The organism is Bacillus sp. SIMBA_031 (assembly GCF_046535225.1).
GTDB lineage: Bacteria > Bacillota > Bacilli > Bacillales > Bacillaceae > Bacillus > Bacillus velezensis.
Genome location: NZ_JAWRXC010000006.1, coordinates 46,107 through 71,893 on the forward strand (window position 1 = coordinate 46,107; position 25,787 = coordinate 71,893).

Consider the following 25,787-nt stretch of genomic DNA (forward strand, 5'->3'; position numbering starts at 1 on the left):
ACGATTATGACACCGGGACCGACAGAAGCTGAACCGAGAGTGCTGAGGGCGATGGGCGCTCCGATCATCGGCCAGTTTGACCCGGCATTTACCGGCATCATGAACGAAACGATGCAAATGCTCCGTGAATTGTTTCAAACGGAAAACCGCTGGGCCTATCCAATTGACGGCACATCAAGAGCGGGGATTGAGGCTGTTCTCGCAAGTGTGATAGAACCGGGTGACAGCGTGCTCGTTCCGATATACGGACGCTTCGGATACCTGCTGACTGAAATCGCCGAGCGATACGGAGCGCACGTTCATACGATCGAGTGTGAATGGGGAACGGTCTTCCGGCCTGAAGAGGTTATCAGCGAGATGAAAAAGATTTCCCCGAAAATCGTCGCTATGGTGCACGGAGAAACATCAACGGGGCGGATTCACCCGCTGAAAGAAATCGGGGAAGCGTGCCGCGCCCAAGACGCACTCTTTATCGTGGATGCCGTGGCCACGATCGGAGGCTGCGCCGTAAAGACGGATGAATGGAAGATTGACGCAGTCATCGGGGGAACGCAAAAATGTCTGTCGGTCCCTTCCGGAATGGCGCCGATTACTTATAATGACAGGACGGCCGCTGTCATTGCCGCGCGTAAAAAGGTAGAACGGGGCATTGCGACGGCGGCTGACGGTAAAATGCTGTCCGGTCATCGGCCCATTACGAGCAACTATTTTGATCTGAGCCAGCTCGAAGATTATTGGAGTGAAAGAAGGCTGAATCACCACACAGAAGCGACAACAATGCTTTATGCGCTGCGGGAAGGTGTGCGCCTTGTCCTGGAAGAAGGACTTGAAGAACGGTTCCGCAGGCATCGGCGTCATGAAAAAGCGCTTACGGCGGGACTTGCAGCGATGGGTCTTGATTTATTCGGCGATCCGGAGGCGAAGCTGCCTGTCGTCACATGTGTGCAGATTCCGCCGGAAGCAGACGGCGAATCGATCAGAAGGATGCTTTTGTCTCAATTCGGAATTGAAATCGCCAGCTCGTTCGGTCCGCTGCAGGGGAAAATTTGGAGAATCGGAACGATGGGCTACAGCTGCAGAAAGGAAAATGTGCTGTTTGTGCTGGCTGGACTTGAAGCGGTTCTGATCAGACACGGAGTTGCCGTTAAAGCCGGGGAAGCGCTGCAGGCGGCCCTTAACATATATGATCTGCCGGCTGAAACCGGTGTGCTGTCATGAGACTTGAAAACGAGATTGAAATCATCTGGACTTTTTTCCCTTTTGCCCGTTATACTGAATGGTATAAAAAATGACAAATATGGAATGATCATCTGTTTGTCTGGGGAGAAGGTAAGAAATCATGGCGTACATAGGCCGATTGTCAATTTTAATGCTGAATATGTTTATTGCGATGCTTGGAATCGGATTGATTATTCCGATTATGCCCACCTATATTACCGAATTCGGCGCGACGGGCAGCACGATGGGTCTGCTTGTTGCGGCGGCGGGGCTTACACAGCTTTTATTTGCGCCTATTGCCGGGGAAATAACCGACAAATACGGACGGCGGAAACTGATTATTTTCGGCATTGCCGCCTTTGCCGTGTCACAATTGATCTTCGCCTTTGCCGGAAGCCTGTGGCAACTGTTCGCATCCCGGCTTTTGGGCGGAATGGGCGCGGCGTTTTTAATGCCGTCAATGTTCGCTTACATAGCGGATATTACGACCGAAGAAGAACGCGGGAAAGGAATGGGGCTGTTCAGCGCGGCGATGACGCTCGGTGTCGTCATCGGGCCCGGTGTCGGAGGCTATTTGGTTCATTATGGCATGTCTGTGCCGTTCATCGTGTCTGCAAGTCTTGCCTGCTTTTCAAGTGTGCTTTCATTTTTCTTTCTGCCCGAAACGCTGGGACGTGAAAAGCAGCTGGAAGCCCGGGCAAAAACGGAAAAACGTGAGCATCTGTTTAAGCAAATGTCACGCGCGCTCAAGTCGCCGTTCGCGTTTATGCTGATTCTGGTTTTTGTGCTGAACTTCGGAATTATGAACTTTGAATCTGTTTTCGGCCTTTACGTTGACCATAAACACGGATTTAAAGCGTCTGATATTGCCTTTATTATTACGGCTGCGGGTCTCATCGGCGTGTTTGTGCAGGCGGTCGGCGTCAGTTATCTCGTCCGCAAGTTCGGGGAAAAACGCGTGATTAACGTGACGTTGATCGGGGCTGCTGCAGGACTTGTGTGGTGCCGGTTTGCGGGTTCATATTGGGCCGTTTTTGCCGCGGCAATCTTTTTCCTGACGCTGACATCGCTGCTCCGGCCGGCCGTTAACACGATGCTGTCGAAGCTCGCCGGTGACCAGCAGGGGTTTGCCGGAGGGATGAACACCTCATTCATCAGCTTAGCGAATATCGCCGGACCGTCTGCCGCCGGTTTTCTCTTTGACGTAAATATGGAATTTCCGTATATGCTGGGAGCAGCCATTCTCGCCATCAGTTTTCTGGCCGCGCTTGGCTGGGGCAAAAAGACACAAACCCGGCCGTTCACGCAGCAAGGATAAGGAATCAAAGCCTCCGTGTATCCGGAGGCTTTTTGCTATTGTCGTTTATTCTTCGGCTGTCTGCATCTCTGAAATTGTAGAGATGCGCATAGAGGGAAAATCATATCGAACGCCATTGTGAATTATAGGGAAATCAGTTGTTCCGTATGCTCAAGCATAGCGCGAATGGAAACCGGAACAGGTGTAGATATAGTAAAACCAGCTTTATCTCTTGAGGAGTCTGACGAATTTGATCTGCCGGAAGTTGATCAAAAAAGAAGGCAGTCAGGCGGGAACAACATAGATCGACGTAAATGAAGAAAGGGAAAAAGCAGCGGTGTTGGTATTTGCTGTTTCGCATGCAGAGTGAGAACAGTCTGCCTAAACGGGTCATTGGGATAATACGAACCGTTCAGTCGGGTATAGGGGTTGATTGGTGACAACAAGGAGAGGTTAGCTTATAAAACCTCTCACGGAAGATGTTGTGATGGCTCTCCTGCACGAATTTTGCAGGCTAAAACCCGCAATTAGGCCAACACACAATTATGCAAGAGACAATCATCTAAAAAGGGTGTCGGTAAGTACAATATGGTGTACGGAAAAGGAGTTGAAAATGTTGTATTATTACCCGTCATTCCATTTGTATCAGCGGCAAGAATTTAATTCTTATCCATGGGCCAATCAATTGACCCATTCAGGGAGCTCCCCCTATGTTTCCGCGCGCCCTCCTTTTTATAATTCTCCATGTTACAGAGAGTGCATAAGAAGCGGAGCGGATAGCTATTTCTGCTGCTATATCTGCGGTTTCTGTTAAAAAGAAAGACTTATAGAAGTAAGTGATTTTTCCAGGATGACAGTGAGACCATTATCCAGACAGCCATTAGCCAACACACGAAGCTTCATTACGATTCACGGAGGGGAACCGCCCCTCCTTTTTCGGAAATTTTATAAAATCCCCTTGCATGGCCTGTCAGAGCGGTTTTTGGTCTTGATGTGTTCGACTGTTGGTGTTGACGAAGAATTCAAGATACCTGGAAGCAGCGAAACTTGTATGTATCAGCGAGACACAAAGCTTTCCGCCGCTGAGCGGGTTAGTTGTCACTGCGTTCTATCGCCTGTGGTAAATAACGAAATTTAGGGGCTGACAGCTGAGGAAAAATAAAAAATTCGAAACGCCGCAATCATTTAATTAAAAAGAAGAGATAGAATCTATCTCTTCAGGTTATTACTCAACAAAAAAATAGTATCGGGTTCTCCAAGTGAAGGAGTCATCATAGAATTCGATGTATGCTTGTCCTTTAGCTACTGCAAAGACTTGGACAGTGCTGATGCTACCTAACGTTGTATATTTAATAGCATTAGGTTTTGTGAGCGGATTAAAGGAAATGTGGTTACCTGCATTAGCAAAAGTTCTTACATCTCCAATTTTTAAGGTGATACGGGTTTCTGCTGGGTCCCATATGTTCTTATTCACTTTAGTAGCGGGACCGGCAGCTGATGCTGAAGAGTTAAAAAAAGGCGCGAAAATGAATGAAACAATTGCAAGTGATAACAAAGCATTTTTAGCTAGTTTCAAAGTAAAAACCTCCTTTTGGTATTTATAGGATAACAATAACACTTAATGGAAGTATAACAATGGAGAAATTGTTAAATATTCTTTGAAATGAGTGAACACATGCCAAGAGAACTGGTAAACGCAAACATCACACATGTTTCTTACGTAGACAAGGCTGTTAATCAAAAGCGTTTTTTTATGAAATCAGAAAAGGAAAAGCAGCATGACTTTCAGGGCGGCGTTGGTGAAGTGGTTGAGTCTTGTGTCGCTCCCCGCTGATTTTCAAATAAATGGCGAAACCATCAAAAAAGGGTCATGGGTGCTTGTGACAAAGGCTCCCGAGGCAGTTTAGGATGCGATTTAAAAGGGTGAGATTATCGGTTACATCCCGGATATCGAAAAAGCCTGATGATATCAATGGAAGCAGATTTTGATGGCAGCATTTTTTGAGGATTTAGCTGAATGAATCCCACTTAAATAGGATGCGGGAGAACACCCGCATCCCTGTCTCTAACGATTCCTTAACCGATCAGCCGCTGCATTCTCAGCGCGAGCCGCAGGCGCATCGTCGTCTCCGGATCTTTTAAGCTTTTGCCGAGCAGTTCCTCGCATTTTTCTAAACGATAGATCACCGTATTTCGATGGACGTACAGGCGCTTAGCCGTTTCTGAAATCTGGCAGTGGGTCTCCAGATAAACAGACAGCGTATGAAGCAGGCTCTGGTCCTCCTTTTGCCGGTCGGCCAGGCTTTGGAGGGTGGCTTCGTAAAACTTCTTCACATCTTCCGCGGGAAGCAGGCGGAGCAGCTCCGGCACGTCTTTGGCATGATAGATTTGAATAAACTCCGCGCTTCTGGACAAATGCCCGGATGAAATGGCGTCTGAAGCTTCAGTAAAAGCGTCAGGGACGTCGATCAGCTTTTGGCATATGTTTGAGATGCCGAAGGAGACAGTCCGTTTAAACTGCGTCCGGACCTGCTTTTGAAACTGCTCCAAAAAGCTGATGACAGACGCGTGCATTTCATTCCAGCTGTCTGTCGCCTCAATTAAAAGAATACCGACATTTCCTTTAATAAAGAGATGAGGGGGAAACGGAAAGGATGACAGCTCCCCTTCAAGCAGATCAAATACATGATCGGAAACGAGCTGATTTTCGGTAAAGCTGATTGTTTTCTCATTTCGGTCGAGCTTTCCGCAAATGCACATGTATTTCTGATCCCAGCGGAGCCGGAATTCTTTGGCGCGGCTTTTGATTTCTTCATGGCCGGTAAACGAGCGGTCGATAAAATTGCTGAAAAATTCATTGCGCGCCCGTCTGCCGAATTGTTTGACGGCATTTTCTTTCAGCAGTTCAAAGGAAATGACGTTGGCCGCCTGTTCAATTGTCAAAATCATGCCTTTATCAGCGGTCTGCACCAGCTCCGGAATCACCAGATAACCGCAGTTTTTTTCAACATTCAGAATCGGCAGGACAGAATACGCCTTTCTGTCGGACAGCATGGAAAAGTAGGTGAAATAAGGCCCGGAAAGGGAATAACAGATGTTTTTCAATAAAGACGTGTCAATGGGTATGCGGTGGGACGATGATAAGAGTTTTGTATGCTGATCCAGAAGCAGCACGGGAAGCCGGAGAATGTCTGAGAGCTTCTTAAGCAGGGATTGCAGTCCTTTGCCGCTCATGATGTGGTTTGTGAATTTTTTATGGGCGTAAATGGCCTGCTGCAGCTCATTTGAACGCATATCAAGAATATGACTCAGTGTGGCGTTGACGATATCTCCCAGCCGGATGTCTTCCGGCAGCTCAATAATCGGAAATTCATACCGGTCGGCAAGCTCCGCGGCATCTTTCGGAATGACATCAAGATAACGCTTCGTTTTGATCCCCAGTCCCGCGCAGCCCCGTTTTGCCATGAGGCGGATCAAATCTTTCAACAGCTGCGGGCGGTCCTTCAAGTGGTAAGCCGTCGTGACGAGCAGTTCATTTTTATGTAAAAAATCAGCGATGTCCGGCGCATCCATCATATTGACGTGCTGCACCTCCCTCCAGCCGCCGGATCTGCCTGCGATTATTGCGGCCCGCTCATAAGCGGGAATCTTCATCACATCATAAATGTTCATCAGTCAATCTCCTTTTAGGTTCTAAAGACAACCATTGGTTAATATGAATAAAAATCATCAAAAATTATAGCGGTTTTGCTGATGTATTACGATCATAGTAGCAGTAAACTGGCAATCATAGACGCATGTTGTGATAAAAACTGACAGAAAAATCGTCATCCTTACAGGGAGGAAGATAAAATGGCCTATGACGTAATTGTAAAGGGTGCGAAAGCTGTGCGAAAAGGCGGGACAGAGCGGGCTGATATCGCTGTCAAGGACGGGAAAATCACCTTGATCGGGCCCGGCATTGACGAAAACGCGGAACAAGTGGTGCAGGCTGACGGCATGTATGTGTTTCCCGGCGCGGTCGATTGTCACGTGCATTTCAATGAACCCGGCCGCGAAGAATGGGAAGGCATTGAAACCGGCTCAAACATGCTGGCTGCCGGCGGCTGTACGTCTTATTTTGATATGCCGCTTAACTGCATCCCTTCGACGGTAACTGCTGAAAACCTGCTGGCAAAGGCGGAAATCGCCGAACGGAAGTCAGCGGTTGATTTTGCGCTTTGGGGCGGTTTGATGCCCGGATATACCGAACATATCCGGCCGATGGCAGAAGCGGGGGCAATCGGGTTTAAAGCGTTTCTGTCTAAATCGGGAACGGATGAATTTCAATCAGCCGATGAACGGACTCTTTTAAAGGGAATGAAGGAAATCGCGGCGTGCGGCAAGATTTTGGCTCTGCACGCAGAAAGCGACGCCCTCACCCGATTCCTTGAAGCTGAGTACGCGCTCCAAGGGAAAATTGATGCCCACGCTTACGCTTCCTCCCGTCCGGAAGAAGCCGAATGCGAGGCTGTGCAGCGGGCGATTGAATATGCGAGAGCGACGGGATGCGCGCTTCATTTTGTACATATCAGCACGAAACGGGCCGTGCTCTCCATTCAGCAGGCGAAAAAAGACGGGTTGGATGTCACCGTTGAAACGTGTCCGCACTACTTATTATTCAGCTTTGAAGACTTCCTCAAAAAAGGGGCGGCCGCCAAATGCGCTCCGCCGCTCCGCTCAGAGGCTGATAAAGAGGAATTGATCGGAGTTTTGGCTGAGGGCCTGATTGATATGGTGTCTTCGGATCATTCTCCCTGTCATCCGTCTTTGAAACGCGAGGATAATATGTTTCTGTCGTGGGGCGGGATCAGCGGAGGCCAATTTACGCTTCTCGGCATGATTCAATTAGCGATCGATCATGGGATTCCGTTTGAACATGTGGCCCGATGGACGGCCGAAGCACCGGCCGAGCGCTTCGGTTTAACGAATAAAGGACGGCTTGAAGAAGGATTTGACGCTGATTTTGCCATTGTCCGGCCGGAACCTTTTACCGTCACAAAAGAAACGATGTTTTCCAAACATAAGCAAAGCCTGTATGAAGGCCGCACCTTTCCATACCGAATTGCTGCGACCTACAGCAAGGGGCGCTGTGTGTATCAGGATGGCGTGGGTAAGCAGAGCGGGGCTTTCGGAACATTCCTGAAGCCTTCTGAAATAAAAGAGCCGATTCTCTGATGAGAATCGGCTTTTTTTGTCGTTTGGAAAGCGGGTCTCGTGGTATCTTTTTATAAAAAGGAGTAAAACACATTGTATAATCAAATCTTGAACATATTAACGGCATCCTGGTCGCGCAAGACCAGTACAAAATGGACGGAAGATTGCCCGGCCAAAGGCCAGTGCGGCGTAACGGCTTTAGTCATCCAAGATGTTTACGGCGGTGACATTCTCAAAACAAAAACCGGCACAAGCTGGCATTTTTATAACCGAATAGACGGGGAGATATATGATTTCACGAGCGGTCAGTTTTCAGAGCCGATCGTCTATCAGCACATTCTTTCTTCCAGAGATGAGGCATTTTCGGACACCAATGAACATCAGTACCGGTTCCTGAAAAGTGCATTCAGAAAAAACATGGAAACAGAAAGAGAAAAACACCTGTGATAAACTAGAGTGAGAGGTGAAGGATTGTGATTTATATCGGACTGACGGGGTGGGGGGATCATGACAGCATCTATCCGCCGAAAACAGCGGGCCCGCAAAAACTGCAGGTGTATTCCTCCCATTTTCCCATCGTCGAGCTGGACGCGAGCTTTTACGCGATACAGCCCGCCCGTAATAATGAAAGATGGGTCAAAGAGACGCCGGAATCTTTTCAATTTGTCATTAAGGCATATCAAGGAATGACGGGCCATCAGCGCGGCGATATTCCCTTTGAATCGAAGGAAGAAATGTTTGAGGCGTTTAAGCTGTCATTATCGCCGTATATAGAGCATGGAAAGCTTGCCATGGTGCTGTTCCAATTCCCGCCGTGGTTTGACTGCAAGAAAGAAAACGTCGCATATTTAAGATGGTGCAGGCAGCAGATGGGCGATATTCCGTGCGCGCTTGAATTCCGCAACCGGTCTTGGTTTTCCCCGCCATTTTATGAACAGACGCTTTCCTTTATGAAGGAGGAAGGCTGGATTCACAGCATATGTGACGAGCCGCAAATCGGCGAGGGCAGCATTCCGACCGTCCTGAAAGCAACGGATGAAGAAAAAACGCTTGTCCGTTTTCACGGACGGAACAAGCAGGGCTGGATCAAACCAGACGGCGGACAAAACTGGCGTGAGGTCAGATATTTATACCGCTATAACAAACAGGAGCTCAAAGATTGGAAAAACAATCTTCAGGAGCTGAAAAAGCAGTCGCGAAATCTGTATGTGCTCTTCAACAATAACTCAGGCGGAGACGCCGCCGATAACGGGCTTGAGATGCTTGAAATGTTAGATATCTCATATACCGGGCTTGCTCCGAAGCAGCTCGACCTATTCAGCTAGAAAAGAGGTTTCAAGACACATGTCTTATCTTATATTGATCATATTGGGATTTATCGCAGGAACGGTCGGCAGCCTGATCGGGCTTGGGGGAGGAATTATCATCGTGCCGGCGATGCTCTATTTAAGCACGATGACTCCGTTTTTCCATGACGTAACACCGCAGACTGCCATCGGCACGTCCCTTTTGGTGATTATTTTTACGGGCCTGTCATCAACTCTGGCCTATATGAAATATAAAACCGTTGACTACAAAAGCGGACTGATCTTTTTTATCGGTTCCGGCCCGGGCAGCATCATCGGCGCGTATTTGTCTAAACTTTTTAATGCGCATACGTTTTCCGTCTGGTTCGGACTTTTTATGATTTTGATTTCCATTACATTAATGCTGAAGGCGAAAGCAAAACCGGTCAATAAAGCGCATAAAGGCATGATCCGGACATATGAGGATGAATCAGGTGAGCTTTATACATATTCGTACCGTATTTTCACCGGTATCGTGATTGCCTTTTTCGTCGGTTTATTGGGCGGTCTTTTCGGCATTGGCGGCGGCTCTCTTATGGTTCCGGCCATGATGCTGTTATTTTTGTTCCCGCCGAAAGTGGCTGTGGCGACGTCAATGCTCATTATTTTCTTATCCTCCGTGACGGGTTCCGTGTCACATATCGCAGAGGGCCATGTCAATTGGCTGTATGCGCTGTGCCTCGTTCCGGGCGCGTGGTTCGGCGGCAAAATGGGCGCGTGGGTCAATAAGCGGGTGCAGACGAAAACGATCGTGCTTTTCATGCGGGTCGTCTTGATTTTGATCGGCTGTGAATTGATTTATCAAGGGATATTCAGCTAAAAGGTAGGAGAGATGGTATGTTAGAGAAGCTCCGTTTATATCATACGAATGATTTGCACAGCCATTTCGAAAATTGGCCGAAAATCGTACATTATATTGAGCAGAAGAGAAGTGAGCATGAAAAAAACGGGGAGGAAACACTCGTATTTGACATCGGCGATCATATGGACCGATTCCAAATGATAACGGAAGCGACCTTCGGCAAAGCGAATGTCGACTTGTTAAACCGGCTTGAGATCGATGCGGCTGCCGTCGGGAATAATGAAGGAATTACGCTGCCTCACGATGAGCTGGCGGGTTTATATACTCATGCCGCGTTTCCCGTCATTGTGTCCAACCTGTTTGACGCGGACGGACAGCGGCCGGAATGGGCCGAGCCCTACGTGATTAAAACGCTGAAAAACGGGATGACCGCCGGGATACTGGGCGTCACGGTGCCGTATTATCCCGTCTATCAAAAACTCGGCTGGACGGTGACGGATGCGGAAAAAAGCATTCAAGAATCACTTGACGATATCAAGGGCAAAGCGGACATCATCATTCTGCTTTCTCATTTAGGCCTGATCGATGACCGGGCAGCAGCGGAAAAATTTCTGGACATCGATGTCATTCTTGAATCACATACGCACCACCTTCTTGAGGACGGACAGGACATAAACGGCGTATTGCTTGCATGTGCGGAGAAATACGGGAACTATGTCGGCTGTGTCGAGCTGACAATAGAAAGTGAATCACGAACCATTGTCAGCAAACAGGCATCTGTACAGAAAATGGCTGATTGGCACGGGGAATCTGAAGATACGGCGGCTTTTCTGAAAGAGAAAGAACGGGAAGCGGAAAACCTGCTCTCCGTACAAGTCGCCAATCTGAATGAAGATGCCGGCGTGAAGTGGTTTGAGGAATCGCCGCTCCCGCTTCTATTAGCCGAAGCGCTGAAAAGCTGGTGCGGCTGTGAAGTCAGCATGGTGAATTCAGGCGTCATTTTGGGGCCTTTACAGAAGGGGCCTGTCACAAAGCTTGACCTGCACCGCATCTGCCCTCATCCGATCAATCCGGTGGCCGTTCGTCTTTCAGGCAGGGAACTCCAGGAAACAATCAGTCAGGCCGCCTCGGAACAAATGGAGCAGCTGCGGATAAAAGGTCTCGGCTTCCGCGGGGAAGTGATGGGCAGGATGGTATATGCCGGAGCGGAGGCAGAGGCCGGCATTCTTGAAGACGGTGTGACGCATCTCCTCAATGTGAAAGTGAACGGAGAAGAGATTGATCCGGAGCGGATATACTCGGTTGCCGTTCTCGATATGTTTACACTCGGAAAGCTGTTCCCTTACATCCGCGATTCAAAAGAAAAACAATACTTTATGCCGGAGTTTTTAAGAGATCTGCTCGCCTGGAAGCTCGCGCGGCAGCGGTAATGTCATATAGCTGTCCGCCGTTCCATTTCACCCGAGTGAAGGTAAGCGGGACTTTTTAAGAGTGAAAATAAAATACTATGTCCCCTCTTACAAGCATACATTGTGATATGTAAGGGGGGATTTTTCTTGCCTAGATACCGGAGCGCTCTTCGCAAGAGAGGGCCTTTGCCTTTTCGATATGTGCTTCTTCTGTCGTTTGCTTTTTTCATCATATCGACGGTCATCAGCCTTTGGATGATCAATTCCTCAATCAAACCGGTGCTGATGAACATAGGAGAAATGGAAACCAAACGGGTGGCGACAGAGGTCATTACGGAATCCATAGAAGAATACATGTCTCACAGCGACAATGTGAAAGATATGGTCGATATGAAAACGGATGAAAACGGAAAAGTCACAACGATGGATTTTAATACACAAATGGTCAACAGTATGAAGGCGAAAGTGACAAAGCAGCTCCAGGCTCATCTGAAGGAAGTGGAGTCGAACAATAAGCAGCATGAAACAGAAAAAGGCGCGAAAACGGCCGATGAAATTATGATCGATATTCCCTTAGGGCAGGTCACGGGAAACAGCATTCTCGGAAATCTTGGGCCGAAAATCCCCGTGCGCTTTAACCTGATCGGAGATGCGTTAACTGATGTGAAAACAAAAATAAAGCCGTACGGCATTAACAATGCCCTGATCGATATCAGTATTTTTGTGGAGATTAAAGTGAAGGTCATTATTCCGTTTGCCAGTAAGACTTCAGTCGTGACAAATAATATTCCGGTCTCCATTAAAGCGATTCAAGGAGAGGTGCCGCAGTTTTATAACGGAAGCGGCGGGTCAGGTGTGACGCCTTCCGTCCAGCTGCCGAATGAAAAACAGAAGAAAGATAAATAAAAACACACAGCCGCAATCTTTCCTGGCGGCTGTGTGTTTACTTTTTCCTGCGGATTTCTTTTCGTTCCCATGCCCTTAAATGGGGATACGGATCAAAAGACCATTCCGATCTGCCGTTATCTTTATACATCCCGTAGTGAAGATGCGGCGGAAATTTTCCCGCGGTGCCCGGCGGTCCGTATCCGGAACTGCCGACAGAGCCGATCACCTCTCCGGGTTTGACGATCCGGCCTTTATGCACACCTTTTGCAAAGCCGTTCAGGTGAGCGAAGTAGTGATACGTGTTATTGATATCCCTGATGCCGATTCTCCAGCCGCCGAAACGGTTCCAGCCCTTCATTTCAACAATACCGTAGCAGGTCGATCTGACGGGGAGCCCGTAATGAGCGAACAGATCCGTTCCTTCGTGGATCCGGCGCCCGCCGAAACCCCGTGCGGCGCCCCATGTGCTGCGGTAGCTGTAATCCGTCTTCACGGGAAGCGGAAAAGCGTGCTCTCCGAGATCAAGGCGGCCGAACGTTTTAAACAGTGTTATGAATTCGGTGATAATGCCGACCGTCTGATCGCGGCGGTAATAATTCCAGAGGCCGATGCGGATATGATCAAGATCCGTTCCGAATCCCGCTAAATACTGTGCAAATGTATAAAGAATGTCCTCATCATTGCTTACCTCGGCTTTTCCGTCGCCGTCGCCGTCCAGGCCGATCCCGTCAAATACTTTAATGCTGAGAGGCGCATCGTCCTTAGGATTTGGATTTTCAGGGCCGCTCCACAAATGATCCGGAATATAAATGCTGATGATTCCCGCTTTTTCCGGCAGATCCTTTCGGTTCGAGCGGACATTTTCTTCATATTGGTCAACCGCCGCAAGCACATACCAAGGAATCTGCGTGACTGCTTCGGCTTTGCGGTACAACTGCATCCGTTCGCCATAAACAGGAGCCGATTGTTCTTTCCCGCTTGCAGCCGGACAGAAAACTGATAAAAGGAGAAGAGCAGATAACAGAACTTTCACAACATGATCTCCTTTCAGGATTGAATACAAATAGTTTGCGGCAACAATCCGAGAAAATGTAAGTAATTCTCTTCCCTTGTCGAGAAATTTTTCCTATGTTAAAGTGACTATTGAATAGAAATCCGCAAGTTTTATATCCATCGTGAAATAGAAATTTTTCGCACACGAACATGAATAAAGGGATAATGGAGATGATGGGGAAATGGCAAAGAAAGACGAGCATCTGAGAAAGCCGGAATGGCTCAAAATAAAGCTGAACACGAATGAAAACTATACGGGCCTGAAAAAATTAATGCGTGAAAATAATCTGCACACCGTATGTGAAGAAGCAAAATGCCCGAACATCCATGAATGCTGGGCTGTCAGACGTACGGCGACGTTCATGATTCTCGGTTCCGTCTGTACGAGAGCATGCCGCTTCTGCGCTGTAAAAACGGGACTGCCGACTGAGCTGGATCTGCAGGAACCGGAACGCGTAGCTGATTCCGTCGCGCTGATGAATTTAAAACACGCCGTCATCACGGCCGTAGCGCGTGATGATCAGAAAGACGGCGGAGCAGGCGTCTTTGCGGAAACGGTCCGGGCGATTCGCAGAAAAAGCCCGTTCACGACAATTGAAGTGCTGCCATCCGATATGGGCGGAAATTACGACAACCTGAAAACATTAATGGATACCCGCCCTGATATTCTGAACCACAACATTGAAACCGTCCGCCGCCTGACACCGAGAGTCCGGGCCCGCGCAACATATGACCGTTCTTTGGAATTCTTGCGCCGTGCGAAAGAAATGCAGCCTGACATCCCGACGAAATCAAGCATTATGATCGGTCTCGGCGAAACGAAGGAAGAAATTATTGAAGTGATGGACGACCTGCTTGCGAACAATGTCGACATCATGGCGATCGGCCAATACCTGCAGCCGTCGAAAAAACATTTAAAAGTCCAAAAATATTATCATCCGGACGAATTTGCCGAACTGAAAGAAATCGCGATGCAAAAAGGCTTCAGCCACTGTGAAGCAGGCCCGCTTGTCCGTTCTTCCTACCATGCGGATGAACAAGTGAACGAAGCGTCTAAAAAACGCCAGGCCCAAGCATAAGATAAGCCGAAAAAACCCAAAACGCCGCAGGTTTTGGGTTTTTTGCGATGGAGCCGTTTTTGCAGGGAAAAAGTCATTCTTGAATAAGGATCGTCTGAACCGCTACACTGGATATAAAGAGGAAAAATTCTCCGTCCGTCCGAACCGTCTCATTTTGCAATTGATGGACAGAAGTCAATGAATTATGATAGTAAAGAGTGATAAAAGAGGTGAAGACATGATTCTTATTCAAAATGCCGAGTTTGAACTCGTACACGATTTTAAAAACGGCTTTAATGAAGAAGCGTTCAAAGCCCGCTATTCGGACATATTAAATAAATATGATTACATTGTGGGAGACTGGGGATACAGTCAGCTGCGGCTCAAAGGCTTCTTTGATGACCAGAATCAAAAAGCAACCTTTGAAACGAAAATCAGCACATTGGACGAATACATTTACGAATACTGCAATTTCGGCTGCGCGTATTTTGTTTTAAAACGAATCAGAAAATAATTGATGCAGAAGGGGATGCTGTCACGTGTATTTTGTTGACAGAAATAATATCGAACAAACACTCCGTTTTTTTGAGACCCAGCTGGCGTTGTTTGACAGCACGCCTGCATGGCAGAGCGAAATCGACAAAAGGGCGCTTGAGCGGATCAGCCATCTTATGATCGAATGCATTCTCGATGTCGGAAATGATATGATTGACGGCTTTATCATGCGCGATCCGGGGAGTTATGACGACATCATGGATATTCTGACGGATGAAAAGGTGGTAGCTGAGGATGAAGGGAATAAGCTGAAGCAGCTGATCTCTTCCAGAAAGCAGCTTGTCCAGGAATATCAGCACGCCGATCATCAGGAGCTGTTTACGCTGATCACGTCAAACAGAGATGTGCTGAAAGCCTTTCCGGCCCGTGTAAGAACCTACCTGGAAACAGAATTAGGGCCTGTTTCCGCATTTAAATAACAACGAGTGAGAAAATCCACAGGAGTGTTGAGTATGAAGGATTATAAAGGATATTTGATAGATTTGGACGGCACAATGTACAACGGGACGGAAAAAATCGAAGAAGCGTGTGAATTCGTGAGAACGCTTAAAGCGCGCGGCATTCCGTATTTATTCGTGACGAACAATTCTTCCCGGACGCCGAAGCAGGTGGCGGACAAGCTGATGAGCTTTGACATTCCGGCATCTGAAGAGCAGGTCTTCACGACGAGCATGGCGACTGCGCAGCATATCGCCCAGCAGAAAAAACACGCGTCGGTGTATGTGATCGGCGAAGAAGGCATCCGTCAGGCCATTGAAGAAAACGGGCTGAGCTTCGGAGAAGAAAACGCGGACTTTGTCGTTGTGGGAATCGACCGCGGCATTACATATGAAAAGTTGGCAACGGGATGCCTTGCGATCAGAAACGGCGCCCGGTTCATTTCAACAAACGGCGACGTCGCCATTCCGACTGAAAGAGGGCTTTTACCAGGGAACGGTTCGCTTACATCCGTTTTGACGGTGTCAACGGGCGTTGAGCCTGTCTTTATCGGCAAGCCTGAATCCATTATTATGGAACAGGCGATGCGTGTGCTCGGAACGGATATTTCCGAAACACTCATGGTCGGTGATAACTATGCAACGGATATTATGGCCGGCATCAATGCGGGCATGGATACGCTGCTGGTTCATACCGGAGTGACAAAGCGTGAGCATATGGCAGATTACGACCAAAAGCCGACATATGCGATTGACTCTTTAACCGAATGGATTGAACATCTATAAAAAAAGGGACGGCCATGACGGCCGTCCTTATTCTGTATTTCTGGCGCTGTGAGCAAGCCGGCTTGAAGCCGCTGCTGCGATTGCGCCGACGATATCATCAAGAAACGTATGGCATTCGCCCGTAGATTTATCATTTAACCGCCCGAGAATGCCGGGTTTTTCTTTGTCAATGTAGCCGTAATTCGTAAAGCCGATCGAGCCGTATATATTCACGATAGAGAAGGCGAGCACCTCGTCAACCCCATACAGGCTTTCATCAATCGCCAGAATGGTCTGAAGCGGTTCAGACAGCTTTTTTTGTTCGGCGAGTACATCTAATTCTATTCCCGTTAAAATGGCGTTTTGCACCTCGCGTTTTGCGATGACACGGTCCACATTGAGCCTGCATACCTCCATCGTCAAATCAGGATGATATTTTTTTTGAAGGAAATACACCAGCTCGGCAATATCGTCCGTCTCAACCCCCCGTTCTTTTAAACGCGCTCTGGCGACAGCTTCCACCTGATTCAGTTGTTCCTTTTCTGACATTTGCTTCACCCAATCTTTTTTTACTAGTTTATACAACATCCTTCCGATGTGTACGATGTTTCTCCACTTGATTCAAAGGATTACAATATGTATTCATAATTCCGCCGGCGTATGACTACGATGTGAATAGCTCTAATTTTTCAGGCAGGTGATTATGATGAAAAGCATCATTAAAGAAAAGTACGGCATCCACGTCAGACAGCTTTCCGTTTATCAGAAATACCAATGCTTCCAGACGCCTAATTCCTTCTTTCTTATAATTCCCGTTTCCGGGTTTTCGCAATCAGAGCTGACGGAGCTTTACTACATGAGTCAGTATTTACAAGAACAAAGTGACCCATACGTTTCAGTGTTTATCTTTACGAAGGAAGGAGAACTGACCTTTGAGGACGAAGGCAAAACGTATGCGCTCTTAAAAGCGCCGATTCCCGTCTCAAACCGGTCGTTTTCTGTCGGAGGGGAGCTTGCCGAATTTCACAGAAAAGGGCGGGGTTTTCCGTACGAAGTGAAAGAAGCGGGCAGGATCGGCCAATGGAAGGACTTATGGGGAAAACGGGTGGATCAGCTGGAATCATTCTGGATGCAGAAAATTCATATGTCTCCGCTTGAACCGTTCGAAAAGAAAATGATCGAAGCATTTCCTTATTATTCAGGCTTAGCGGAAAACGCCATTCAATATTTAGTGGATACGGAGCTGGATGACAACCCCGGCGCAGAAGACTCGGGGACAATCTGCCATCAGCGGATGGAACGGGATACATGGTCGGAGGAATCATTGATCCGCATTCCGGGCGATTGGGTATTCGACCATGCCGCCCGTGATATTGCGGAATATATGCGCAGCACATATTTGTATCATCGTGACGACCTGCTCAAAGATGGGTTTTTGTTTCTGCAGGAATATGAGCAAGTTACGCCGTTATCCTCCTTTTCCAAGCGCCTGTTTTACAGCCGCCTGCTGTTTCCGCTCCACTTCTTCGAGACGGTGGAGAGCTATTACATTTCTCATGATTCTGAAAAACAGTTTTACGAAGAGCAGCTTGACTACATTCTTGCCGACTGCACCCGCTATGAACAGTTTTTACAGACATGTCACAACATGATGAATGTCAGGTCGGCGCAGGTTTTTGTCCCGCCTGTGGCGTGGCTCGGGAAAGGAATCAGTTCGTAAGAAAATATGACGTAAAAATATTTAGAAAATAGGGAATCTTGTCATATCAGTGTGTTAAGCGTTTTCATAGCTGTAGAAACAATATTCAGCCGCTTGTCAAAACAAATGCGGGCTTATATAATATTTGTAACTTAAATGTCTGTGAAGGGTTAACAATTGTCCTTTTCTAGTGGACGAAAGGAAGAAAGGTGGAGTTTCTCTTTGGAAGCGATTCGTATTGGACTGTTAGGACTGGGAACCGTGGGAAGCGGAGTCGTCAAAATTATACAAGATCATCAGGATAAGCTTATGCACCAGGTCGGCTGTCCGGTGACGATCAAAAAAGTGCTGGTTAAAGATATTGATAAAAAACGAGACGCAGACCTGCCGAAAGAAGTGCTGACGACAGAAGTCTATGATGTAATCGATGACCCTGAGGTCGACGTGATTATTGAAGTCATCGGCGGTGTCGAACAGACGAAGCAATATCTTCTTGACGCCTTGAAAGCGAAAAAACATGTTGTGACCGCAAATAAAGATCTGATCGCCGTATACGGGTCAGAGCTTTTAGCCGCCGCAAAGGAAAATGGCTGTGACTTGTATTATGAAGCGAGTGTCGCCGGCGGAATCCCGATTTTACGCACGCTCGAAGAAGGCCTTTCCTCTGACCGGATCACAAAAATGATGGGAATCGTCAACGGAACGACGAACTTCATCTTAACGAAAATGATTAAAGAAAAAAGCCCGTATGAAGAAGTGCTGAAGGAAGCGCAGGATCTCGGATTCGCGGAAGCGGACCCGACCGCCGATGTAGAAGGGCTCGATGCCGCGCGCAAGATGGCGATTTTAGCCCGTCTCGGCTTCTCTATGGACGTTGATCTGGACGATGTCAAAGTAAAAGGAATTTCCCGGATTACGGATGAAGATATCAGCTTCAGCAAACGGCTCGGCTATACGATGAAGCTGATCGGCATCGCCCAGCGTGATGACAATAAAATCGAAGTCAGCGTTCAGCCGACACTGCTTCCGGATCATCATCCGCTCTCTGCGGTGCATAACGAGTTTAATGCCGTTTACGTGTACGGAGAAGCCGTCGGCGAAACGATGTTTTACGGCCCCGGAGCCGGAAGCATGCCGACTGCGACATCGGTCGTTTCCGATCTGGTCGCGGTCATGAAAAACATGCGTCTCGGCGTAAACGGAAACAGCTTTGTCGCCCCGCAGTTTGAAAGAAATCTGAAGCAGCCGTCTGATATCTATGCCCAGCAGTTTTTAAGAATTCACGTCAAAGACCAGGTCGGCTCTTTTTCAAAAATCACATCGGCCTTCTCAGAGCGCGGCGTCAGCTTTGAAAAAATTCTGCAGCTGCCGATCAAAGGCCATGACGACCTCGCGGAAATCGTCATCGTCACGCATCATACATCGGAAGAAGATTTCAGTGACATTCTGCAAAACTTAAATGACCTCGAAGTCGTACAAGAAGTAAAAAGCACATATCGCGTAGAAGGGAACGGTTGGAGCTAATGTGGAAAGGACTCATCCATCAATATAAAGAATTTCTGCCGGTGACGGATCGGACGCCGGCCCTGACATTGCATGAAGGCAACACGCCGCTGATTCACCTGCCGAAACTTTCCGAAAAGCTCGGAATTGAACTGCATGTGAAAACAGAGGGCGTTAATCCGACGGGATCTTTTAAAGACCGCGGTATGGTCATGGCGGTCGCCAAAGCGAAAGAAGAAGGCAATGATACCATCATGTGCGCCTCTACAGGCAACACATCCGCGGCGGCTGCGGCATACGCGGCGAGAGCCGGCATGAAATGCATCGTCATCATCCCGGACGGAAAAATCGCCTTCGGAAAACTTGCGCAGGCCGTCATGTACGGTGCGGAAATCATTGCGATTGACGGAAACTTTGACGACGCGCTGGCCATCGTCCGGTCAATTTGCGAAAAATCACCGATTGCATTAGTGAATTCAGTAAACCCTTACCGGATTGAAGGGCAAAAAACAGCGGCCTTTGAAGTATGCGAACAGCTTGGCGGAGCGCCGGACATTCTGGCGATCCCGGTAGGTAACGCCGGGAATATCACGGCCTACTGGAAAGGGTTCAAAGAATATCATGAGAAAAACGGCACCGGACTTCCGAAAATGCGCGGTTTTGAGGCGGAAGGTTCTGCGGCTATCGTCCGCGGCGAAGTCATTAAAAATCCAGAAACCGTTGCGACGGCAATCCGAATCGGGAATCCTGCCAGCTGGGACAAAGCAGTGCTCGCTGCGGAAGAATCAGCCGGAAAAATTGATGAAGTCACAGATGAAGAAATTCTTCACGCTTATCAGCTGATTGCCCGTGAAGAAGGCGTGTTTGCCGAACCGGGCTCCTGTGCATCCATCGCCGGCGTTTTGAAACAGGTAAAATCCGGTGAAATTCCAAAAGGCAGCAAGGTTGTCGCAGTTTTGACCGGAAACGGCCTGAAAGATCCGAACACGGCTGTAGACGTATCTGACATAAAACCGATCACACTGCCGACAGATGAGGACAGTATTCTGGAATACTTAAATGGAGCGGCGCGTGTATGAATGAGGCGGAGATGCTGTTTTCCATTACGGTTCCGGGAAGCACCGCCAACTTAGGGCCCGGGTTTGATTCCGTCGGGATGGCGCTCAGCAGATATTTGAAGCTTTCGGTTTTCCGAAACGATGAATGGCAGTTCTCGGCGGAAACCGAAACTGTCGCGGGCATCCCTCAAGGAACGGACAACCTCATCTACCAAGTCGCCAAACGGACGGCTGACCGCTATCAAAAAGAGCTGCCGCCCGCCCATGTCAAAGTGTGGAGTGACATCCCCCTTGCACGGGGCCTCGGAAGCAGCGCGGCCGCTATTGTCGCCGCCATTGAGCTTGCGGATGAGTTATGCGGCCTGCAGCTGTCGGAAAGCGACAAACTGCACTTAGCGAGTCTTGAAGAGGGGCACCCTGATAATGCCGCTGCTTCCCTTGCAGGAGGGCTTGTGATCGGCCTTCACGAAGAAGATGAAACACATATCGTGCGTGTTGCCGAAGCGGATATCGACGTTGTGGCAGTGATTCCGTTTTACGAAGTTCTGACCAGGGACGCAAGAGACGTGCTCCCGAAAGAGCTGCCGTACCGACGCGCCGTTAAAGCAAGCGCCGTCAGCAACCTTCTCGTTGCTGCGATCATGTCAAATGACTGGGCGCTCGCCGGGAAAATGATGAGAAAAGACATCCTCCATCAGCCGTACCGCGCCATGCTTGTTCCTGAGCTTTCAAAAGTGGAACATGCGGCCGAAATGAAAGGCGCTTACGGAACGGCGCTGAGCGGAGCGGGACCGACGATTCTAGTCCTGATTGAAAAAGGAAAGGGAGAAGAGCTGAGAAAACAGCTTTCTGAGCATTTCCCCCACTGTGAGATTGCGGCGCTTACCGTCCCGTCAGAAGGAAGCGTAATTGAACGGAATCCTTTAGAGCAGGTGAAAAGTGTATAATGAAAAAAAGCGTTCTTCCCATCAGAGAAGGACGCTTTCTTTTTCTGGAGAAGGATTTTTATTTAGGGAAGCGAAATAAAAAAGAAAAGGAGGAGAAATGATTTGAAAAAACTCATAACCGAGGAGGACATTGCGACTCTCGTATCCGTGACAGACCCGCAATATGCCCCTGACGGCAGAAGAGCCGCTTACGTCCGGACAACAGTCAATCATAAGCGTGATGCCTATTCCTCAGCCATTATGGTATATGACACAGAATCCGGCATCTCAAACCCGTGGACTTTCGGGGACAACAGAAATACAAGTCCGCGGTGGTCGCCTGACGGACGGCGACTCGCCTTTGTTTCTGACAGGGAGAACGGCATCCCTCAGCTGTACATCATCGACGCTGCCGGCGGAGAGGCGGAGCAGGCGGCCGATATTCCTTGGGGCGTATCAGATCCGATATGGGCGCCCGACGGCAGATCCGTGCTTGTGTCCGTCAGTCTGACATCAGCGGAGCGCGCCGATGAGAAAGAAAAAAAGAAGCATGACGAGTATGAGCCGGTTGACATTCAGTCATTAACATATAAACGTGATGGGAAAGGCCTGCTGAACGGAAGCTGGGCCCAGCTTGTGCTGATTCATCTTGAAACGGGGGAGATTCAGCAGCTGACGGATCATGAAGCGGATCATTATGGCGCGGCCTTTTCACCGGATGGCAGGCAGCTTGCGTTTACCGCCAATTTATGCGAGCCGGGTGACGCCGGAAAGCCGAGCGATGTCTATCTGATGAATCTGGCGGACGGAAGCCTGAAGCAGATTACGCCGCACCGCGGTTCTTTCGGTTCCTGCGTGTTTTCACCGGACGGTTCTTATATCGCGATGCTGGGCCATGAAAATGAATTTCGCAATGCGACTTTAGAAAAAGCGTGGCTGTACGACGTGAAAACTGAGCGGCTGTCCTGCCTGACCGACATGCTGGATGTTCATTTGAGCGATGCGCTGATTGCGGATTCAATCATAGGAGGCGTGACGCCCCGGCCGGTATGGACAAACGACGGGCAGGGCTTTTACGTTCTCGGGAGCGAGCAGGGAAGCACCGGTATTTATTATATCTCGATTGACGGCCTCGTATATCCGATCCGATTAGAAGAAGAGTATGTGAACGGTTTTGCTTTTCATCCTGATCAGAAAAGCTGTATCGCTGTCATTGCCAAACCCGCACAGCCTTCCGAGCTTTACAGCATTTCGCTCGAAGATGGGGAAGAGAAGCAATTGACATCCGACAATGATCGGTTTATTGAGGAGCGCATCATATCCGTGCCGGAAAAGCTGCAATATGAAACAAAGGACGGGCTGACGGTAAACGGCTGGTTTTTAAAGCCCGCCGTTTTTGAAGAAGATCAAACTTATCCCCTCATTCTATACATACACGGCGGGCCTCACATGATGTACGGCCATACGTATTTTCACGAATTCCAAGTGCTGGCCGCACAAGGATATGCTGTCATGTATGTCAACCCAAGAGGAAGCCATGGCTACGGGCAGGATTTTGTCAATCGTGTCAGGGGTGATTACGGAGGCGGAGATTACCGTGATGTCATGCAGGCGGTGGATGAAGCCGTTCAGGCGTATCCGTTTATTGACAGCGGCCGTCTCGGTGTGACGGGCGGAAGCTACGGAGGGTTTATGACGAATTGGATTGTCGGGCAGACAGGCCGTTTTAAAGCAGCCGTCACGCAGCGCTCCATTTCAAATTGGTTCAGCTTCCACGGTGTCAGCGATATCGGTTTCTTTTTTACCGACTGGCAGCTCGGGCATGATTTGTTTGAGGAAGCGGATAAGCTTTGGGATCGTTCTCCTGTAAAATATGCGTCCCGCGTTTCGACGCCGCTTTTGATTCTGCACGGTGAGCGAGATGACCGCTGTCCGATAGAGCAGGCCGAGCAGCTCTTTACCGCGTTGAAGAAACTGAACAAAACGACGTCGTTCATCCGGTTTCCGAAAGCCACGCATGAGCTGTCGAGAAGCGGCCATCCGGAACAGCGGATGAAACGCATCCGTTATATTTGTTCATGGTTTGATGACTATTTGTAAAAAATAAAAAACCAGGCTGTCATGCAGCCTGGTTTTATGATTAAAATACTTGTTCTACTTCAACGACACCCGGTACTTCTTCAAGAAGGGCGCGTTCGATTCCGGCTTTCAGCGTAATCGTTGAACTTGGGCAGCTGCCGCATGCGCCAAGGAGGCGAAGCTTTACGATGCCTTCGTCTACGTCAACAAGCTCACAGTCACCGCCGTCACGAAGCAGAAACGGACGTAATTTATCCAATACTTCCTGTACTTGCTCTTTCATTTCAACCTCAGTCATGAGATTCGCTCCTTTCATATACATAAAACCATTATATTCACAGTAACGGTAAAAATCTAATGTTTGGTTTGCAAAGCTGCTTTCTCCATTATAGCATATTTAAACTTGAACATAAAAACCGTTTTTTATACAAAAGCTGCCCCGTCCTTTGTATACTGGTGTAAAGGGGATGATATACATGACAAAGCCGGTTATGCTCAGTGTTTACGGCGCTGAAACGCTCTGCGCAAGCTGCGTGAATATGCCGAGCGCCAAAGATACGTTTGAATGGCTGGAGGCGGCGCTGAAACGGAAATATCCGGAGCAGCCTTTTAACATACGGTATATTGATATTGACGCACCGCCTCAGCAAAAGGAGACAGAAGAGCTTGCGGAGCGCATCAGAAACGATGAATTTTTCTACCCGCTCGTGCTGGTGGAGGATGTCATTGTGGGGGAAGGGAATCCGCATTTAAAAGATATATATGAAGAAATGGAAAAGCGCGGCTATGTGGCGGGCTCTTAAAAATGGCCGCTGATCGCAATCAGCGGCTTTTTTCTTATCAGCCGTTATGATGCTTGTACATCCATAAAAGGCCTGATTTTAATAAACGGGGCACACGCCCGATGAGCGGACGGTCGTTGACAAGACCGAAGCCCGCTTTTTTTCCGAGTGAACCGAGAACGCCTTTCAGCTTAAATTGCGGCATTGTTTCCGGCAGCTCTTCATTGTTCCAGCGTTTCAGGAGGATCTGCACAATTTGTTCCGCTTGTGCTTCAGCCAGCTGGGCGCTCGGCGCATGCGGCAGGCTCGCGCAATCACCGACGACGTAAACATGCTCATCGCCCGGAAGATTGTGGTGCGGTGTTAAAACGATGCGGCCCTGCGGATCTTTTTCAGTGTCCAGTTCTCTGACGGCTTTATTCGGCTGAATTCCCGCCGTCCACACGATGGCATCGGCCGGTATTCCTTCATCATGATTATAAACGATGCCGTCTTCCACTTTTGTAATATTCGCATTATTGATAATGGTGACGCCGTGTTCTTCAAACCATTTCTGAACGTACTTGCTGAGTCTTTTCGGAAAGCTTGATAAAATCAGGTCGCCCCGGTCAAATAACATAATCTTCAGATCGTCACGGCTCTCTCTTAATTCACTGGCAAGCTCCACGCCGCTTAATCCCGCTCCGACGATAGCGACAGATGCATTGGCGCCGAGGTTGTTCAGCTTTTGATAGGCTTCGCGTGACTGATCAATGGTCTGAATGCTGTAAGTATGTTCCGGCGCGCCGGGCACGTTATGATATTTATCCTCGCAGCCCAGTCCGATCACCGCGTCATCGTAAGAAATCGGTTCGCGGTCATGAAACAGAACCTGTTTGTTTTTCGTGTCGACGGAAGCCACCTCACCGTATTGAACATCCAGATTCGGATGCTCAGGAAAAGACACCCTGATATGATGATCAGAAATCGTGCCGGCGGCGAGCGCATAATATTCTGTTTTTAAGCAGTGATACGGGTTTCTGTCAATCAGCGTGATGGATATATCTGACGGAAGCTGGTTCGGCAGTAAGCGGTGCAGCACCCGCATGTTTCCGTAACCCCCGCCGATCAAGACCAATTTTTTCATAATGATTCCCCTTTTGCCCGAAAAATATGGTAGTCAATGTTGTTACAAAATAACGAACTATGTAAAATAACATCTAGAATTATATCGAATTTGATCTAAAACCACAATAATAGTTTTAAAATAACCTACAAATTGACCAGAAAACACGTAATAGTAAAACCTTTAACCTGAATTAATATGTTACGATAACATTGAACGTGAAACCGGATCTTTGACGAATAGAGGAAATTCCGTTAGGATAAGGTACATATGTGAGGTGAAACCGCATGAATCCGATGATTGAATTCTGTGTCAGCAATTTAGCGCGCGGTTCCCAGGAAGCACTTGAGATCTTAGAGAAGGATCCGAACTTGGACGTGCTTGAATACGGCTGTTTAAGCTATTGCGGGAAATGCATGGAGTCCCTGTTCGCCCTGGTCAACGGCGAAGTGGTCACGGGGGGCACGCCTGCTGAATTGGTTGACAACATATATACATTCATAGAAGAAAATCCGATGTTTTAATCAGAGGCTCCGAACGGGGTCTCTTTTTTATTGCGCCCGGGTTTTGGCAAAATAAAAAATTTGTAGACAGCAAAAATAAATATTGTT

Annotated in this window: 25 protein-coding genes and 2 pseudogenes; 21 read left to right on the top strand and 6 right to left on the bottom strand. The window is 48.4% G+C overall.

The window, feature by feature from the left end; all coding sequences use genetic code 11:
• The first annotated feature begins 6 nt into the window (after positions 1–6).
• The 3 genes and pseudogenes from SB724_RS15285 to SB724_RS15295 form a co-directional block, all read left to right on the top strand.
• On the top strand, positions 7–1,218 hold the full coding sequence (locus tag SB724_RS15285; RefSeq protein WP_410571876.1) for a pyridoxal-phosphate-dependent aminotransferase family protein: 1,212 nt from the start codon (positions 7–9) through the stop codon (positions 1,216–1,218).
• Between the two features lie 121 nt (positions 1,219–1,339).
• Positions 1,340–2,536 carry an MFS transporter gene (locus tag SB724_RS15290; protein ID WP_015418151.1) on the top strand — a complete coding sequence of 399 codons (1,197 nt, stop codon included), beginning with the start codon at positions 1,340–1,342 and terminating at the stop codon, positions 2,534–2,536.
• 982 nt (positions 2,537–3,518) lie between these two features.
• Positions 3,519–3,653: pseudogene (locus SB724_RS15295) on the top strand (hypothetical protein); the annotation flags it as partial.
• Between the two features lie 87 nt (positions 3,654–3,740).
• On the opposite strand, the gene SB724_RS15300 reads toward SB724_RS15295, so the two are convergent.
• Positions 3,741–4,091 (bottom strand): hypothetical protein, encoded by a 351-nt coding sequence (locus SB724_RS15300; RefSeq protein ID WP_410571792.1) that lies wholly within the window; start codon positions 4,089–4,091, stop codon positions 3,741–3,743.
• Between the two features lie 99 nt (positions 4,092–4,190).
• Here SB724_RS15300 and SB724_RS15305 point away from each other — a divergent pair.
• A pseudogene (locus SB724_RS15305) lies at positions 4,191–4,419 on the top strand (XkdF-like putative serine protease domain-containing protein); the annotation flags it as partial.
• 172 nt (positions 4,420–4,591) lie between these two features.
• On the opposite strand, the gene SB724_RS15310 reads toward SB724_RS15305, so the two are convergent.
• Complete coding sequence (locus SB724_RS15310) at positions 4,592–6,187, bottom strand: PucR family transcriptional regulator (protein ID WP_410571794.1); 1,596 nt, start codon at positions 6,185–6,187, stop codon at positions 4,592–4,594.
• 180 nt (positions 6,188–6,367) lie between these two features.
• Here SB724_RS15310 and SB724_RS15315 point away from each other — a divergent pair, with 180 nt between their 5' ends.
• The 6 genes from SB724_RS15315 to yunB all read left to right on the top strand — a co-directional run bounded on the left by SB724_RS15315 (position 6,368) and on the right by yunB (position 12,174).
• Positions 6,368–7,732: an allantoinase gene (locus SB724_RS15315; RefSeq protein ID WP_410571796.1), complete on the top strand. Its 1,365-nt coding sequence runs from the start codon at positions 6,368–6,370 to the stop codon at positions 7,730–7,732.
• A 72-nt stretch (positions 7,733–7,804) separates the two neighbouring features.
• A complete protein-coding gene (locus SB724_RS15320; protein WP_007613566.1) occupies positions 7,805–8,158 on the top strand; it encodes a YunG family protein in 354 nt (117 codons plus the stop codon).
• A gap of 26 nt (positions 8,159–8,184) precedes the next feature.
• The gene (locus SB724_RS15325; protein ID WP_007613564.1) at positions 8,185–9,036 is read left to right on the top strand and encodes a DUF72 domain-containing protein; all 852 of its coding nucleotides are present in this window, start codon (positions 8,185–8,187) and stop codon (positions 9,034–9,036) included.
• 19 nt (positions 9,037–9,055) lie between these two features.
• The gene (locus tag SB724_RS15330; RefSeq protein ID WP_007613562.1) at positions 9,056–9,877 is read left to right on the top strand and encodes a sulfite exporter TauE/SafE family protein; all 822 of its coding nucleotides are present in this window, start codon (positions 9,056–9,058) and stop codon (positions 9,875–9,877) included.
• Between the two features lie 17 nt (positions 9,878–9,894).
• Entirely contained in the window at positions 9,895–11,289 is a 1,395-nt protein-coding gene (locus tag SB724_RS15335; RefSeq protein ID WP_265973106.1) for a bifunctional metallophosphatase/5'-nucleotidase, read from the top strand.
• A 126-nt stretch (positions 11,290–11,415) separates the two neighbouring features.
• Positions 11,416–12,174, top strand: a complete 759-nt coding sequence (yunB, locus tag SB724_RS15340) for a sporulation protein YunB (RefSeq protein ID WP_032876717.1) — start codon at positions 11,416–11,418, stop codon at positions 12,172–12,174.
• A 37-nt stretch (positions 12,175–12,211) separates the two neighbouring features.
• On the opposite strand, the gene lytH is transcribed toward yunB, so the two are convergent.
• Positions 12,212–13,189 (bottom strand): L-Ala--D-Glu endopeptidase, encoded by a 978-nt coding sequence (lytH, locus tag SB724_RS15345; protein ID WP_265973109.1) that lies wholly within the window; start codon positions 13,187–13,189, stop codon positions 12,212–12,214.
• Positions 13,190–13,391: 202 nt separating this feature from the next.
• Here lytH and lipA point away from each other — a divergent pair, with 202 nt between their 5' ends.
• The 4 genes from lipA to SB724_RS15365 all read left to right on the top strand — a co-directional run bounded on the left by lipA (position 13,392) and on the right by SB724_RS15365 (position 16,045).
• Positions 13,392–14,288, top strand: coding sequence for a lipoyl synthase (gene lipA / locus SB724_RS15350; RefSeq protein WP_003151923.1), 897 nt, complete (start codon positions 13,392–13,394; stop codon positions 14,286–14,288).
• Between the two features lie 217 nt (positions 14,289–14,505).
• Positions 14,506–14,781, top strand: a complete 276-nt coding sequence (locus SB724_RS15355) for a YutD family protein (RefSeq protein ID WP_003151928.1) — start codon at positions 14,506–14,508, stop codon at positions 14,779–14,781.
• Between the two features lie 25 nt (positions 14,782–14,806).
• Complete coding sequence (locus SB724_RS15360; RefSeq protein ID WP_265973111.1) at positions 14,807–15,241, top strand: DUF86 domain-containing protein; 435 nt, start codon at positions 14,807–14,809, stop codon at positions 15,239–15,241.
• A gap of 33 nt (positions 15,242–15,274) precedes the next feature.
• Positions 15,275–16,045, top strand: a complete 771-nt coding sequence (locus tag SB724_RS15365) for a TIGR01457 family HAD-type hydrolase (RefSeq protein WP_105937358.1) — start codon at positions 15,275–15,277, stop codon at positions 16,043–16,045.
• 27 nt (positions 16,046–16,072) lie between these two features.
• Here the strand turns inward: SB724_RS15365 and SB724_RS15370 are convergent, their stop codons facing one another.
• Entirely contained in the window at positions 16,073–16,573 is a 501-nt protein-coding gene (locus tag SB724_RS15370) for a phosphatidylglycerophosphatase A family protein (RefSeq protein ID WP_003151934.1), read from the bottom strand.
• Positions 16,574–16,727: 154 nt separating this feature from the next.
• Here SB724_RS15370 and cotNH point away from each other — a divergent pair, with 154 nt between their 5' ends.
• From cotNH to SB724_RS15395, 5 genes are all read left to right on the top strand, one after another.
• Positions 16,728–17,744 carry a spore coat-associated protein CotNH gene (gene cotNH / locus SB724_RS15375; RefSeq protein ID WP_007613555.1) on the top strand — a complete coding sequence of 339 codons (1,017 nt, stop codon included), beginning with the start codon at positions 16,728–16,730 and terminating at the stop codon, positions 17,742–17,744.
• A gap of 201 nt (positions 17,745–17,945) precedes the next feature.
• Entirely contained in the window at positions 17,946–19,247 is a 1,302-nt protein-coding gene (locus SB724_RS15380) for a homoserine dehydrogenase (protein WP_007613551.1), read from the top strand.
• Positions 19,247–20,305, top strand: a complete 1,059-nt coding sequence (thrC, locus tag SB724_RS15385) for a threonine synthase (RefSeq protein WP_014721762.1) — start codon at positions 19,247–19,249, stop codon at positions 20,303–20,305. The genes SB724_RS15380 and thrC overlap by 1 nt, the downstream gene beginning before the upstream one ends.
• Positions 20,302–21,231, top strand: a complete 930-nt coding sequence (thrB, locus tag SB724_RS15390) for a homoserine kinase (RefSeq protein ID WP_007613546.1) — start codon at positions 20,302–20,304, stop codon at positions 21,229–21,231. The genes thrC and thrB overlap by 4 nt, the downstream gene beginning before the upstream one ends.
• A 102-nt stretch (positions 21,232–21,333) precedes the next feature.
• Positions 21,334–23,310: a S9 family peptidase gene (locus tag SB724_RS15395; protein ID WP_410571801.1), complete on the top strand. Its 1,977-nt coding sequence runs from the start codon at positions 21,334–21,336 to the stop codon at positions 23,308–23,310.
• 40 nt (positions 23,311–23,350) lie between these two features.
• On the opposite strand, the gene SB724_RS15400 is transcribed toward SB724_RS15395, so the two are convergent.
• Positions 23,351–23,686, bottom strand: coding sequence for a NifU family protein (locus SB724_RS15400; protein ID WP_169510385.1), 336 nt, complete (start codon positions 23,684–23,686; stop codon positions 23,351–23,353).
• 79 nt (positions 23,687–23,765) lie between these two features.
• On the opposite strand from SB724_RS15400, the gene SB724_RS15405 reads away from it, so the two are divergent.
• Positions 23,766–24,092, top strand: coding sequence for a YuzD family protein (locus SB724_RS15405; protein ID WP_410571803.1), 327 nt, complete (start codon positions 23,766–23,768; stop codon positions 24,090–24,092).
• 37 nt (positions 24,093–24,129) lie between these two features.
• Here the strand turns inward: SB724_RS15405 and SB724_RS15410 are convergent, their stop codons facing one another.
• Positions 24,130–25,197, bottom strand: a complete 1,068-nt coding sequence (locus SB724_RS15410; RefSeq protein ID WP_044801765.1) for an NAD(P)/FAD-dependent oxidoreductase — start codon at positions 25,195–25,197, stop codon at positions 24,130–24,132.
• Between the two features lie 266 nt (positions 25,198–25,463).
• On the opposite strand from SB724_RS15410, the gene SB724_RS15415 reads away from it, so the two are divergent.
• Positions 25,464–25,700: a YuzB family protein gene (locus SB724_RS15415; RefSeq protein WP_007408721.1), complete on the top strand. Its 237-nt coding sequence runs from the start codon at positions 25,464–25,466 to the stop codon at positions 25,698–25,700.
• The last annotated feature ends 87 nt before the right edge of the window (positions 25,701–25,787 follow it).